Origin of the sequence: Peribacillus frigoritolerans (assembly GCF_030676415.1) — a bacterium.
Taxonomy (GTDB): domain Bacteria; phylum Bacillota; class Bacilli; order Bacillales; family DSM-1321; genus Peribacillus; species Peribacillus frigoritolerans_A.
On the sequence record NZ_JAUUTW010000028.1, the window covers coordinates 52,787 to 66,116 of the forward strand.

The 13,330-nt window shown below is 42.1% G+C and carries 17 protein-coding genes; 9 read left to right on the forward strand and 8 right to left on the reverse strand.

What is annotated here, in order from left to right; translation table 11 throughout:
- Positions 1 to 194: 194 nt before the first annotated feature.
- The 3 genes from cccA to Q8G36_RS21820 all read left to right on the forward strand — a co-directional run bounded on the left by cccA (position 195) and on the right by Q8G36_RS21820 (position 2,603).
- Positions 195 to 563, forward strand: a complete 369-nt coding sequence (gene cccA, locus Q8G36_RS21810; protein WP_305161956.1) for a cytochrome c550 — start codon at positions 195 to 197, stop codon at positions 561 to 563.
- A 217-nt stretch (positions 564 to 780) separates the two neighbouring features.
- Positions 781 to 1,488, forward strand: a complete 708-nt coding sequence (locus tag Q8G36_RS21815; RefSeq protein ID WP_305161957.1) for a tRNA (adenine(22)-N(1))-methyltransferase — start codon at positions 781 to 783, stop codon at positions 1,486 to 1,488.
- Entirely contained in the window at positions 1,485 to 2,603 is a 1,119-nt protein-coding gene (locus Q8G36_RS21820; protein WP_305161958.1) for a Nif3-like dinuclear metal center hexameric protein, read from the forward strand. Before Q8G36_RS21815 ends, Q8G36_RS21820 begins: the two co-directional genes overlap by 4 nt.
- Positions 2,604 to 2,652: 49 nt before the next feature.
- Here Q8G36_RS21820 and Q8G36_RS21825 read toward each other — a convergent pair whose 3' ends face one another.
- Both Q8G36_RS21825 and vrrA read right to left on the reverse strand, forming a co-directional pair.
- On the reverse strand, positions 2,653 to 3,597 hold the full coding sequence (locus Q8G36_RS21825) for a 4-hydroxy-3-methylbut-2-enyl diphosphate reductase (RefSeq protein ID WP_305161959.1): 945 nt from the start codon (positions 3,595 to 3,597) through the stop codon (positions 2,653 to 2,655).
- A 125-nt stretch (positions 3,598 to 3,722) separates the two neighbouring features.
- Entirely contained in the window at positions 3,723 to 4,409 is a 687-nt protein-coding gene (vrrA, locus tag Q8G36_RS21830) for a VrrA/YqfQ family protein (protein WP_305161960.1), read from the reverse strand.
- Positions 4,410 to 4,931: 522 nt separating this feature from the next.
- Between vrrA and Q8G36_RS21835 the strand changes: the two genes are divergently transcribed.
- Together Q8G36_RS21835 and Q8G36_RS21840 are read left to right on the forward strand one after the other, a co-directional pair.
- A complete protein-coding gene (locus Q8G36_RS21835; protein ID WP_305161961.1) occupies positions 4,932 to 6,245 on the forward strand; it encodes a DEAD/DEAH box helicase in 1,314 nt (437 codons plus the stop codon).
- 12 nt (positions 6,246 to 6,257) lie between these two features.
- The gene (locus Q8G36_RS21840; protein WP_305161962.1) at positions 6,258 to 7,154 is read left to right on the forward strand and encodes a deoxyribonuclease IV; all 897 of its coding nucleotides are present in this window, start codon (positions 6,258 to 6,260) and stop codon (positions 7,152 to 7,154) included.
- A gap of 105 nt (positions 7,155 to 7,259) precedes the next feature.
- Here Q8G36_RS21840 and Q8G36_RS21845 read toward each other — a convergent pair whose 3' ends face one another.
- The gene (locus Q8G36_RS21845; protein WP_063233031.1) at positions 7,260 to 7,520 is read right to left on the reverse strand and encodes a DUF2624 family protein; all 261 of its coding nucleotides are present in this window, start codon (positions 7,518 to 7,520) and stop codon (positions 7,260 to 7,262) included.
- A gap of 214 nt (positions 7,521 to 7,734) precedes the next feature.
- Between Q8G36_RS21845 and Q8G36_RS21850 the strand changes: the two genes are divergently transcribed.
- The 3 genes from Q8G36_RS21850 to Q8G36_RS21860 are packed head-to-tail and all read left to right on the forward strand — an operon-like array spanning position 7,735 to position 9,795.
- Positions 7,735 to 8,499, forward strand: a complete 765-nt coding sequence (locus Q8G36_RS21850) for a metal ABC transporter ATP-binding protein (RefSeq protein WP_053535720.1) — start codon at positions 7,735 to 7,737, stop codon at positions 8,497 to 8,499.
- Between the two features lie 21 nt (positions 8,500 to 8,520).
- Positions 8,521 to 9,354, forward strand: a complete 834-nt coding sequence (locus tag Q8G36_RS21855) for a metal ABC transporter permease (protein ID WP_305161963.1) — start codon at positions 8,521 to 8,523, stop codon at positions 9,352 to 9,354.
- 15 nt (positions 9,355 to 9,369) lie between these two features.
- Positions 9,370 to 9,795, forward strand: coding sequence for a Fur family transcriptional regulator (locus Q8G36_RS21860; protein WP_251430837.1), 426 nt, complete (start codon positions 9,370 to 9,372; stop codon positions 9,793 to 9,795).
- A 35-nt stretch (positions 9,796 to 9,830) separates the two neighbouring features.
- On the opposite strand, the gene Q8G36_RS21865 is transcribed toward Q8G36_RS21860, so the two are convergent.
- The gene (locus Q8G36_RS21865) at positions 9,831 to 10,415 is read right to left on the reverse strand and encodes a 5' nucleotidase, NT5C type (RefSeq protein WP_305161964.1); all 585 of its coding nucleotides are present in this window, start codon (positions 10,413 to 10,415) and stop codon (positions 9,831 to 9,833) included.
- Positions 10,416 to 10,586: 171 nt separating this feature from the next.
- Between Q8G36_RS21865 and Q8G36_RS21870 the strand changes: the two genes are divergently transcribed.
- Entirely contained in the window at positions 10,587 to 11,057 is a 471-nt protein-coding gene (locus Q8G36_RS21870; RefSeq protein WP_305161965.1) for a DUF4190 domain-containing protein, read from the forward strand.
- An 81-nt stretch (positions 11,058 to 11,138) separates the two neighbouring features.
- Here Q8G36_RS21870 and ispG read toward each other — a convergent pair whose 3' ends face one another.
- The 4 genes from ispG to Q8G36_RS21890 form a co-directional block, all read right to left on the reverse strand.
- Positions 11,139 to 12,251: a flavodoxin-dependent (E)-4-hydroxy-3-methylbut-2-enyl-diphosphate synthase gene (ispG, locus tag Q8G36_RS21875; protein WP_185116202.1), complete on the reverse strand. Its 1,113-nt coding sequence runs from the start codon at positions 12,249 to 12,251 to the stop codon at positions 11,139 to 11,141.
- 213 nt (positions 12,252 to 12,464) lie between these two features.
- Positions 12,465 to 12,797 carry a hypothetical protein gene (locus tag Q8G36_RS21880; protein ID WP_305161966.1) on the reverse strand — a complete coding sequence of 111 codons (333 nt, stop codon included), beginning with the start codon at positions 12,795 to 12,797 and terminating at the stop codon, positions 12,465 to 12,467.
- A gap of 113 nt (positions 12,798 to 12,910) precedes the next feature.
- Entirely contained in the window at positions 12,911 to 13,054 is a 144-nt protein-coding gene (locus Q8G36_RS21885) for an anti-repressor SinI family protein (RefSeq protein WP_336622980.1), read from the reverse strand.
- A 184-nt stretch (positions 13,055 to 13,238) separates the two neighbouring features.
- Positions 13,239 to 13,330: IS3 family transposase (locus Q8G36_RS21890; RefSeq protein WP_142398304.1), on the reverse strand; the 92-nt coding region annotated here is incomplete at its 5' end.

Below are 13,330 nucleotides of genomic sequence, written 5' to 3' on the forward strand. Positions count from 1 at the left end.
ATTATGAAACATATGTAAGAAAAAGTAAAATTGTTTGGAAATATACATAAGTTTTTGACAATTTTAAGAAATTATATAATATCTTCTATTTTTGGGCTTTTACTTGAAACTCTTTTCAAGTAAAATAATATATAGCTGTTTGTATATAATATTAAATATGGTAAGTTTAGGTTCTACATAGGGGAGGAAATACTATGAAGCGCAATCCAGTAATGCCTTTTATTATTATCATGGTTTTTGGTATTGGACTTATGTTTTTACTTTCGTTTAAAGGTTTGGGTGATGCCAAAGATCTTGCTAAGGAAAAAGAGGGCGGCGAAAAGACAGAAGAAACAGAAAGTGCCTCAGCATCACCTGAGGACATTTATAAGCAAAACTGTATCTCTTGTCATGGTGACGCCTATCAAGGCGGTGTCGGGCCTGCTCTAAAAGGAGTTGGCGATCGTCTGTCGGTGGACGAGGTTAAAGACGTGATCACTAATGGACGAGGTGGAATGCCACCAGGTTTAGTCGAAGAACAGAACGTTGACGCAATGGCCGAATATATTCATGGACTGAAATAATTCATGAAACTGACTCAAGAAATCGTTGGAAAGCGAACTTTTTGAGTCAGTTTTTCATTTATTCAGAAAAGGAAGATTCCAGATGGAAGGTTTCTTTTTCCCACTGATAGAAAAGTGCCCTATTTCTCCTTTCTGTAATTTTTCGATTGAACTTGGTATAATCGAATGGGAAGCTAATTATAGTAAGACATTATTTGAATTAAGAGAGTTGATAATTATGAATCATGAAAAACTATCGATGAGATTAGAACGTGTTGCCATACATATACCAAAAGGAAGCATCCTTGCAGATATAGGTTCAGACCATGCTTACTTGCCGTGCTATGCGGTGACTAACGGCTTGTGTGACAGCGCTATAGCAGGTGAGGTTGTAGAAGGGCCCTATCAGTCAGCACGCAAGCAAGTGGCAATGACGGGGCTCGGGGACAAGATAGAGGTCCGCAAAGGAAACGGGCTTGAAGTATTGAATCCCGATGAAGCGACATGCATTACGATTGCAGGCATGGGAGGGACTTTAATATCAAGTATATTGGAAAGCGGAAAAGGGAAACTCGGCAAGGCAGAAAGGCTTATCCTTCAGCCTAATGTCGGTGCAGCGAATGTTCGCAGCTGGCTAATCGAAAACGGCTGGGAACTTAGTGGCGAGGAAATCCTTGAGGAAGATGGGAAAATCTACGAAATCTTAATTGCCAAAAAAGGAGACCCGCTCCGCCCTTATGGGGAAAACAAGCAAGCCGGCCTCACTTTCGGTCCATACTTAAGAGAGCAATTCAGTGACATTTTCATAAAAAAATGGCAGCTTGAGAAAAAACATTTGGAAAGAATCATCGAACAATTGGATGAAAGCGGAAGAAGCGGACTGGAAACGAAGCGCAATGAATTAAAATCCCAAATTTCAGTAATTGAAGAGGTGCTTAAAGGTTGAAGACAGTGAATGGTCACCAAATCATTGAAACGTTCGAACAATTCTCCCCAAAGCATTATGCAATGGAGGGAGATCCAATCGGGCTGCATGTCGGGCAGCTCAATAAGCCGGTTACTAAAGTGCTGATTGCCCTTGATGTGCTGGAAGAGGTTGTAGACGAAGCGATAGAACATGGCGTGGAATTGATCATCGCCCACCATCCGCTTATTTACCGACCATTGAAAAGGATCGATACAAACGCAGCTGGAGGCCGCATCATCGAAAAGCTGATCAAACATGATATCGCTGTATATGCTGCACATACCAATTTGGATGTCGCTAAGGGCGGAGTGAATGATTTACTTGCCGAAGCTCTCCAGTTGCAGGACACGGAAGTATTGATTCCAACGTACGAGACTGCACTAAAGAAATTGGTCGTATATGTTCCAAAGACCGATGAACAAAAAGTGAGGGAAGCCCTAGGTAAGGCAGGGGCCGGAGCGATCGGGGACTACAGCCATTGTTCGTTTTCGGGGGAAGGTACCGGACGCTTCTTGCCAGGTGAAGGCAGTGAACCGGTAATTGGCTCTAAAGGAAAGCTAGAAGAAGTAGCTGAAATGCGGGTTGAAACGATATTCCCGGAAAATATCGAGAAGAAAGTGCTAGCTGCGATGATTAAAGCCCATCCATATGAAGAAGTTGCTCACGATATATATAAACTGGAGAATAAAGGGGAGTCTCTTGGCTTAGGAAAGATTGGTGTACTTGCTGAAGAAATGACACTTGAACAGTTTTCCGAACATGTGAAGCGTACACTCGATGTTGATAGGGTGCGTGTCGTTGGTGATTTGCAAAGTCCGATAAAAAAAGTGGCCGTTTTGGGCGGAGACGGCAATAAATACTTTACGACAGCGAAATTCAAGGGAGCTGATGTTTACGTTACAGGTGATATGTATTACCATACAGCCCATGACGCGATGATGATTGGATTGAATATCGTGGATCCAGGCCACAATGTTGAAAAGGTGATGAAAAAAGGTATAGCAAGAATCCTTGAAGAAATGTGCCGCGAAAAGAACTATGATGTGGAATTCATTCCATCCCGGCTGAATACAGACCCTTTCCGCTTCATTTAAATAACACGAAAATAGGCAGCCCTTAGTGGCTGCCTTTGTTTTTGTGCAATCATTTCTTCACTTTAATCTTAGGTAAAATCTTATGCAATGGCGTTTTCTTTTCGGTATTCCAAGTCGATTCATCATTTGCTTCATATTGCTCTATAAATGCGATAACTTCCTTCGTGATCGGAGTTGGTGTAGAAGCCCCCGAAGTGACGGCAACCGTTTCTGCATCTTTTAGCCATTCAAGGTTCAGCTCGGAAATATCAGCGATTCGATAAGCTCTCGTGCCGGCAATCTCTTGGGATACTTGTGCAAGACGGTTTGAATTATTACTCTTGGGGTCTCCGACAACGATTAAAACATCAGCTTCGCCAGCTTGCTCGGCAACCGCTTCTTGGCGAACCTGTGTCGCTAAACAAATTTCCTTATGGACTTCGGCATGTGGGAACTTTTCCTTGACCTTATCCATGATATCCAAAACATCCCATTGGCTCATCGTTGTTTGATTGGTGACAATGATCTTATCACTATTCAAAGTCAAGGCTTCCACATCTTCAGCCTTTTGAACCAGGTGAACGACATCGGGAGCTACTCCGACAGCACCCTCTGGTTCCGGATGGCCTTTTTTGCCAATATAAATGATTTGGTAGCCTTCCGCTTGTTTTTCCCGAATTAAGTCATGTGTTGCGGTAACATCGGGACAAGTTGCATCGAGCGTGACAAGACCTTTTTTCTCAGCGATCTTCCTAATCTCAGGTGAAACGCCGTGAGCAGTAAAGATGACGGTTCCGCTGTCCACCTGTTCGATGATATCGTTGCGGTTGCTGCCGTCCAACGTGATGATGCCTTCTTCTTCAAAAGCATCCGTCACATGTTTGTTATGCACGATCATTCCTAAAATGTAAATGGGACGTGGCAAGGTTTTATCTAAAGCCGCATTTCGGGCGATGACCATGGCATCGACAACGCCATAACAATAGCCGCGCGGGGAAATTTTAATCACTTTCATCTATGTGTCCTCCTTCAAGGCAAGAAACTCTCACTTTTATACCTTTCTATTATATAAGACCATAGATGATATTACAAAACATCATATTTACATAAAATCAGTTATTGGTAAATTTTTTGTAGACTTTAAATATAAAGCTTGGGACCGGATGATCTTTCCCTTTTGGTTTCGGTACGAACTTGGGCGGTGGGGCCAGCTTCTTTAGCTTTATCGTTTTTCTTCGAATCGGTTTTTACCTCACTGTTTGTTTGTGCCTCAACCGTGGGCCCGCTTTCAACGGAAGCTCCCTGGTCCCCGGTCTCACCGGCAGATGAAATGCTCCGGAAAACTTTCCACATGGAAGGCAGGTTTTTAATTACTGGTCCGTATTGTTCCACCATAGGGGTGAATTGTTCCGCTGCTTGCAACACTTTTTGCGTGTTGGAAAGCATATTATTAAGGGAATCGGGGTTTTTTAATGTTTCTAAGATACCGCCGCCGCTGCTTCTTGAAGAACTTTTGTTAGTGGAAGCAGCTGGCGCAAACAAATTGGGAGAAGCTGCTTTTTGTTTCGACTTACCGAGTATTTTTGACAATAACCCTTCTTTCTTTGCTGGCGGCATTTCCTGCCGCTGCGGTTGGGTGAAAGGGCCTCGGAAACCTTGAGGTCCCTGTGGCACCTGCGGTCTGTTTTGAACCATCGGCCGCTGCATCTGCTGATAAGGGTGGGGAATTTGCGGTGACTGTCTGAATGGAGCAGGGTACTGCTGCATCCTTCGACCATTGGGTGGCTGAAAACCGGGTCCGGGTTGACGATTTCTATTTGGGAACATAGGTTTCACCTCCTCAGATTTTATTTGCTGGTTTAATCTTCTATATAAATTATGCAACTCGACAAAAAAGGTTTGGGGAAAGAGTGACTGGGCAGTTGTGAAGTAACCGGAAAGAAGGTAAGATGGTAACGGTAGTCTTTTAGCTCCATGTCTGCGGGGGATACGCTATGACCAGGACAGGGGCTTTTCGTTTGCAAGAGTCCATTTTAAGAGAACTAACCTCAGCGCATGCGCTTTTGTGATTTAAGTAAATGGGTCACAGTGAAAAAAGTAGATGGCCTGCCCATTATGGGACAATCCCTATTTTCTTCACGAGCAACCCAGGCGCTTGCACTTTTTGTGTAATCCAGCTTCAGCGCCTAGCTCGTTGTGAAAAAGAAGATTGCCCTCACAAGGCAAAAAGCGCCTTATGGGACAATCCCTATTTTCTTCACGAGCAACCCAGGCGCTTGCGCTTTTTGTGTAAAATTTATTATAATAACAGGACATGTCTAATGACTGACAGGATAAAGGAGTTTTTTGATGAAACAAAATCAATTTGAACGATTTAATTTGAAAAGCTACATTCTAGATGCGGTTCGTACTTTAGGGTTCGATAAGCCGACGGAAATTCAAGAGCGCGTGCTTCCGTCGCTTTTAAAGGGAAGTAGCTTAATTGGACAGTCGCAGACAGGTACAGGAAAGACACATTCCTATTTGCTGCCGATCATGAACAGGCTTGATGCTGGTAAAAATGAGGTTCAAGCGATTATTTCCGCACCAACCCGTGAGTTAGCGAACCAAATCTACAAAGAAGCTTTGAAAATTGCTGACCATTTCCCTGAGGATGAGCAGATTCAAGTCCGTTGTTTCATCGGTGGTACTGATAAACAGCGAATGATAGATAAATTGAAGACACAGCCACAACTGGTAATCGGTACGCCGGGCCGGATCAAGGACTTGGTTGAAGCTCAGGCATTACAGGTGTATACAGCTAAAATGCTTGTAGTCGATGAAGCGGACCTTATGCTAGACATGGGATTCCTTGAAGATGTCGATTTATTTGCATCACGTATGGCTGAAAAAATTCAAATGCTTGTCTTTTCGGCAACCATCCCAGAAAAATTGAAGCCGTTTTTGAATAAATATATGGAGAATCCAAAGTATGTTCAAGTGAATCCCAAGCAGGCGACCGCTTCGAAAATTGAACATGTTCTCGTACCGCTTCGCCACCGTAACAGAGAGCAGTTACTTCATGATATCATCGTTCGTTATAATCCATATTTGGCGATTGTTTTCACGAACACAAAGAAAATGGCGGATCATGTAGCTAACTCTTTGATCGAAAAAGGGTTGAATGTCGGCCGAATTCATGGGGATTTAACGCCTCGTGAGCGTAAAAAAATGATGAAGCAAATCAATGATTTGGAGTATCAATTCATCGTTGCGACAGATCTGGCTTCCCGTGGAATCGATATTGAAGGTGTAAGTCATATCATTAACTATGAATTGCCTTCAGATTTGGATTTTTATATCCATAGGACGGGAAGGACGGCTCGTGCAGGATATTCAGGCATTGCCACTACCATTTACGATACTTCCGATGAAGATTCATTGAATCGCCTTGAAAAAATGGGCATTGAGTTCCGTGATGCCGATATCCAAAACGGCGATTGGGTTGATATCGACGAACGTAATAAACGGAAAAACCGTAAAAAACAAAAATCTGATATCGATGTTAAAGCGAGCAGGCACGTCAAGAAGCCAACTAAAGTCAAGCCGGGATACAAGAAGAAAATTCAACGAGATGTGGAAAACTTTAAAAAGCGCGAACGTCGTATACAGAGAAAGAAATAGGGGAGAAATCAGATGCTGAAGATTGGATCGCATGTTTCAATGAGCGGGAAAGGTATGCTTCTTGCTGCGAGTCAAGAAGCGGCTTCGTATGGCTCCAATACATTCATGGTTTATACAGGGGCCCCTCAAAACACAAGACGTAAAAAAATCGAGGATTTAAATATCGAAGCCGGAAGACTGCATATGGAGGAAAATGGAATCAGCGATATCGTTGTTCATGCCCCGTATATCATTAATATAGGAAATACCACGAATCCAGCCACATATGAGCTTGGAGTCAACTTTTTACGCAGCGAAATCGATCGGACCGAAGCGATTGGCGCAAGACAAATCGTGCTTCATCCAGGTGCGCATGTTGGTGCAGGCAGTGAACTGGGAATCAAGAGAATCATCGAAGGTTTGAATGAAGTGCTGACTGCCGACGATAAAGTGCAGATCGCCCTTGAAACGATGGCGGGTAAAGGTACAGAATGTGGCAGGTCTTTCGAAGAGCTGGCGATGATCATTGATGGTGTGACCCATAATGAAAAATTATCGGTATGCTTCGATACTTGCCATACTCACGATGCCGGATATAATATCATCGAGGATTTTGATGGCGTACTGAATGAATTTGATAAATTGGTCGGTGTTGACCGTATCAAGGTCCTTCATATAAACGATAGCAAAAACGAACGCGGCACGCGTAAGGACCGCCATGAAAACATTGGATTTGGTCATATTGGTTTTAAGGCGTTGAATGATATTGTCCACCATCCGCAATTAAGCACTGTTCCGAAAATCCTGGAAACACCTTATGTAGGGGAAGACAAAAAAGACAAAAAGGCACCTTATAAATTTGAAATTGATATGTTCAAGAATAATCAATTTGAAGAAGATTTATTGGAAAAGATCAGATTCCAACAATAATCATAATAGAAAGGGACGATTCATCGAAATAAAGATGAATCGTCCTTTCATTTTGCATTTGGATTAAGTATGCTCAAATAAAGACCGTCAGCGAGCTTAAGATCTTTAAAAAGTGGAAGTAAGGTTGTTGAAGAGGGATTCTATTTCCCTGGCTGTGCTTGCTCCGGCAACTTTTGTAATTTGACCAAGTACGTTTTGTCTTTGGCGTATATCAAAAATGTTAATATTTTTACCGGCTAGAAGTGCAGTGATATCCTGTGCTTGTTTTTGAGTGAGTGCAACCTTATGCTGTTTAGCAAGGGAAAGCAGTTCATCGGGGCGTATACTGTTGATTTTATGATTGACCATCATTTCAAATAATTTCAAACGATCTCCTCCTTTGTTAATACATATGAAGGAGGAAGACGTATGTGAACATGAAACTTTGTTTGATTGCGGTAAATTGGTTCAGATAACATTTTTTTGGTGATTCAGGGCATATCGGCACTTGTTCAGAGGACCGGATTCTTTACATCTTGACTTCTTTGATTTATACTAACGATTGTTAATCGTAATGATTCTTAAAAAATAGGTGATCTCTTTGGATAATGTAGTAAACCCAATAGTTAAATTTGAAGATATATCTTACAAATATACAAAAGATCTAGTGCTGGAACATGTTTCACTTGAAATTCCTAGAGGGGCCTTCTTAGCTATCGTCGGGCCGAATGGATCCGGTAAGTCAACGCTTTTGAAGTTGCTGCTTGGTCTGTTCAAGCTCCAAAAGGGCAAAATTGAAATATTCGGGGAAGACATTCGACGCTTTAAAGATTGGCAAAAGGTCGGGTTCGTTTCCCAAAAGGCGAATTCCTTCAACTCAGGATTCCCTGCCACCGTTTTTGAGGTGGTTCAGAGCGGTTTGACCAAAAAAATAGGCTTATTCAAGTTTGCTGGCAAAGAGGATAAGCAAAAGGTGAAAAAAGCTCTGGAATCCGTGGACATGCTTGAATATCAGAACCGTAATATCGGGGAATTGTCCGGAGGCCAGCAGCAAAGGGTATTCATTGCCCGTTCACTGGTCAGCGAGCCGGAATTGATGATATTGGATGAGCCCACGGTTGGCGTTGATTCAAAAAACGTCCACCAATTTTATGAAATGCTTGAAATGTTAAATAAAAAATTAGGAATAACCCTGATTTTAGTAACCCATGATGTTGGTACTGTGACCGATAAAGTCACACATGTCGCCTGCTTAAATAAAAAGCTTCATTTTCATGGGGATGCCTGTGAATATAATGAGTTGGATGAAGGTGAGCTCTCGTCCATTTATGGACATGGAGTCCAATTTTTAAATCATGATCATTAATATGTTTTGGAGGATAGCCCAATGATATCGGGGATATTGCAATTTGAATTTTTGCAGAACGCTTTCTTGACCGGAATCATCATCGGAGCGATTGCGCCATTAGTGGGCGTTTTTGTCGTGGTAAGGCGGATGTCGATGATATCCGATGCGCTCAGTCATGTAGCGCTTGCTGGTATAGCGTTTAGTTTATTGCTGCAGAAGAGCTTTCTATCTTTAGCAGGATTGAATCCACTTTATATTGGAATGGCGTTTTCTGTAGGTGGTTCATTATTCATTGAAAAATTAAGAGGGGTGTACAAGCATTACCAAGAGCTTGCAATCCCGATCATAATGTCCGGCGGCATGGGTCTTAGTGTCATTTTCATATCCATTGCAGATGGTTTCAATACCGATTTATATGGTTATTTATTCGGCAGTGTCAGTGCCGTCAGCCGGGCGGACTTGTATGTCATTTTGGCAGTGGGGATAGTCGTTGCCTTGATGCTTACCTTATTGTATAAAGAATTATTTCTGTTATCTTTTGATGAAGAGCATGCCAAAGCGTCTGGAATACCTTATAAAGCGATTCATTTTATTTTTATTGTCATGGTTGCATTGGTCATTGCCGCTTCCATGAAAATCATTGGCATATTACTTGTTTCTTCGCTCATGACGCTCCCGGTAGCTGCTAGTCTCCGCTTCGCGAAGGGCTTTAAGCAGATGATTGCTTATTCGGTATTATTCGGTGAAGTTTCTGTCATAGGCGGATTATTTTTATCCTACAACCTTGATCTCGCTCCTGGCGGGACCATTGTAATAATAGCTGTGCTAATTCTCATCTTGTCAATTTTGTTTGATAAGTGGAAAAATCGATAGATGGGGTGATGTATTTTGAACGTAACTACAGCCATGCAACTATTAAAAGATAAAGGTTTTAAACATACAGGAAAGAGGGAAGAAATGCTTCAGCTTTTCTCTTCCAGCGATAAATATTTAACGGCAAAAGATGTATTGGAGAATATGAAACAGGATTATCCTGGTTTAAGCTTCGATACGATTTACAGAAATCTTTCCTTATTTGTCGAACTGGGCATCTTTGAAACGACCGAGTTGGAAGGGGAGAAGCATTTTCGTTTTACATGCGGTCATTCTTCCCACCATCACCACTTCATCTGTTTGAATTGCGGAAAAACGAAAGAAATCGAATTGTGCCCGATGCAGGAACTTCAGGAAAGCTTGAAGGACTACGATGTTTCGGGGCATAAATTTGAAATTTACGGACGCTGTCCCGCATGTAGTGTATCTTTGGAAGCATAAAAACCATTGACCTCCAGTCAATGGTTTTTCTTGTCTCATTTTATGGTTGCCGGTTTCCCTGACATCCAATTATTCACCCAGGCAGAGGCTTCTTGCCAATTGTTGACCCGAATCACCCTTTCAGGCACGGGATCTTGGTTGTAGGGGGTATTAAATAAAATCACGGGTATTTTACACTCTTCTGAAATCGCCACTGCATTATCGTGCTTGTCCTCTAAAAAGAGATCGACTTCGAATTTTTTCGCTGCAGCCACTTTATCGTGTGAACCTACAAGCTCTATATGATCATATAGGACTTCATTCGTCGTGAACCAATTCTTGGTTACATCCAATAAACGGTTGCTCCTGGCACTGATGAAATAAAGGTTGGCTTGTTCTGTCCATTTTTCCAATACATCTTTCGCACCCTCAGCCAATAATGATTCGGAATATATGAGTGGCTCGGTCTCAATGAACCATTTAGTGAAATCCTCTTTTGGAACATTCACGAAAGGCAATAAGTCATATTCGGTAATGTCTTCATAAGCTAAATTCAGCTGAAAAGCTTTATTTAAAAAGGGGACCATGGAATCAGGTCTTGTGACAGTCCCGTCTATATCGATGCCAAAACGTTTTTTCATGATGATAAATCTCTCCTCATTTTCAATACTTGTAATAGTGTAACATATCCCATCATAGCTTTGGTAAAAACCCGTATTTATTTCCAAGACATGAAACCTTTTTCACGATGGGTTCCTGCAATTTTTACATACACTATAAATGCTTCACAAACGAAAGTGAGGGATGCACGAATGGAAAAAGATCAATACTCCAGTATTGACGACGAAATGCAATTAGCGAAAGAGGGCAGTGAACCAACCGTTGTGGATGATCAGCATCATGAGCGGTATTATAATGAAGATACTCCTGAAGATGACAGACGTTATGAGAGTCGTGGGACCATAACCCATATGGATAACCGCTATCAGGAAGAAACGTCTGCCGAGATTTCAACACCACCTCAGCGAATCAGGTCATATAAAAATGATGAGCTTGCAGAGGATAATGGTTCGGGGGATGTAGCAACAAGAGGAAAAGCGATTGGTGTCATAGCATTGATCATTTCCATTTTATCGTTATTCATGATGCCTTTCATTTTAGGGATTGTGGGTATCATTGTAGGAATAGTGGCCAGAAGCCGGGGATCGAACCTGGGTACTTGGGCCATCGGCATAGGTGCAGTCTCCATCATTGTTGCCATATTTATCCTGCCGTTCTTTTAGCATCATTAAACCCTTTGATGTCATTATGCATCAAAGGGTTTTTCAATTAAAAAAAATCCCGATAATCGGGATTTTTTTGTTTTATTTATTTAGTAAAGCTGCAGCAGCAGCTTCCGCTCTTTGTTTTTCATAGTACTCTTCAGCGATTTTGTCAATTTCCTTTTTCAGTTCCTCGACCATCGTCTCTTCAGGCACTTTACGTACGATTTGACCTTTTCTAAACAGTAAACCTTCACCACGGGCCCCGGCTATGCCGATATCAGCCTCACGGGCTTCTCCAGGGCCGTTTACCGCACAACCAAGCACTGATACCTTGATTGGTGCTTTAACCGTCTGGATGTACTCTTCAACTTCATTGGCGATGGAAATCAAATCAATCTCGATTCGACCGCAAGTAGGGCAGGAAATTAAAGTGGCCATGTTAGAAGCAAGGCCAAATACTTTTAGAAGTTCCCTTGCCACCTTCACCTCTTCGACAGGATCGGCACTTAAGGAAACACGCATCGTGCTCCCGATTCCTTGACTTAGGATGGCACCCAGTCCGGCAGCGCTTTTTACGGTACCGGAGAACAGTGTCCCTGATTCCGTGATCCCAAGATGTAAAGGATAATCGAATGCTTTTGAAGCTTTTTCATATGCTTCGATGGCTAAATTGACATCGGAAGCCTTCATGGAAACGATAATGTCATGAAAATCGAGGTCTTCCAGGATCTTGATATGGTGTAAAGCACTTTCCACCATTCCATCAGCAGTCGGGAAGCCATATTTCTCGATGATTTTCTTCTCGAGAGAACCAGCATTGACCCCGATGCGGATTGGAATTCCTTTAGCCTTCGCAGCTTTCACGACTGCCTCAACCTTTTCACGGCGTCCGATGTTACCAGGATTTATCCTGATTTTATCCGCTCCGCCTTCAATTGCCTTCAGAGCAAGTTTGTAATCGAAATGAATATCGACTACAAGAGGGATATTTATCCGCTTTTTTATCTCAGAGATTGCATCAGCTGCCCTTTCATCCGGACAGGCGACACGTACGATTTGACATCCCGCTTCTTCAAGACGAAGGATTTCTGCAACCGTTGCTTCAACATCATGTGTTTTTGTCGTTGTCATGCTTTGTACTATAACTTCATTATTGCCGCCAATCGTTAAGTTTCCGACTTTAATTGGCCGCGTCTTGGTGCGATGTATGATTTCACTCAAGTGGAATTCTCTCCTTTAGGAAAAAATCAGTTTTGATTTTTAATTTGCTTCTCTGAAATATTGTATCAATGTACATTCCGCTTTACAAGGAAATAGGACGCATAATCTTTTTCAATATGAGACATTTCCCATTTCGGTATATATCTGATGCTCGAAAATCCCCTTTAATGGTTCTTTTGAAGGCGCAGATCCCCCATTTGACAATTATTTATAAACGGGAATCTTATATGTTTTGCCAATCTGCATATTTTCGGGCTTCAACCCTTCATTCAAACTTTGAAAGTCAGAGATGATCGTTTCAATTGGCTGATTGGATCCGTCTTTTTCCGTTTCAACGATGGAGAGTAAGGTATCCCCGGGTTTCATGGTGATTTCTTTAAAAGCGGCAGATGGTGCGGATGCAGGCTGGCTGGCGGGCACGGCCGGTTCGCCTGTAGAGGCCGGTGGATGGGAAGCCGGCAGGGTACCCGTAGTCAAATCAAAATAAATAATAAATAAAGTGAAACAGAAAGAGATAAATAGCAGTAGCCGTTTCAATTTTCCATCCTCCCAAGCATGTCTTTAATTCATCTATACTTGGAGGGGGCAAAAAATATGCCTGAAATTGGGCGATTTTTCAAATGGAATGTGAGAGTGACCATTCAAAATTTCTATTTCAGTTGAGTAACATCCTTATTATTTGAATGAGTGCTAAGAAAGGAGCGAATTTCCTTTGGGGTCAGACCACTCTTTTTTGCCTCCATTATGAGTAACAACCACTGTTCATCAATATGGCTCTCCTTCACGTCTATCACCTCTTAAATACTATTTCAACCATAAGTATAGGAATAACTTGGTGAGTATTTTGTCGAATTAAGTAGATATGAAAAATGATGACTATAGTCATACACGGGAAAGGCATGGATTAACCGATTTTATGCAAAACAAAAAGATCCGGACCAGGTGAAGTGAACCCAAAAAGTTAGACACTTTATTTACTTAGGCAGCCTTGAGGGCATGAACCCGGTAATCTACCGGGCTCATGCCTTTTAATTTTACCTTGATTCGTTGATGATTGTAGTAATGGATAT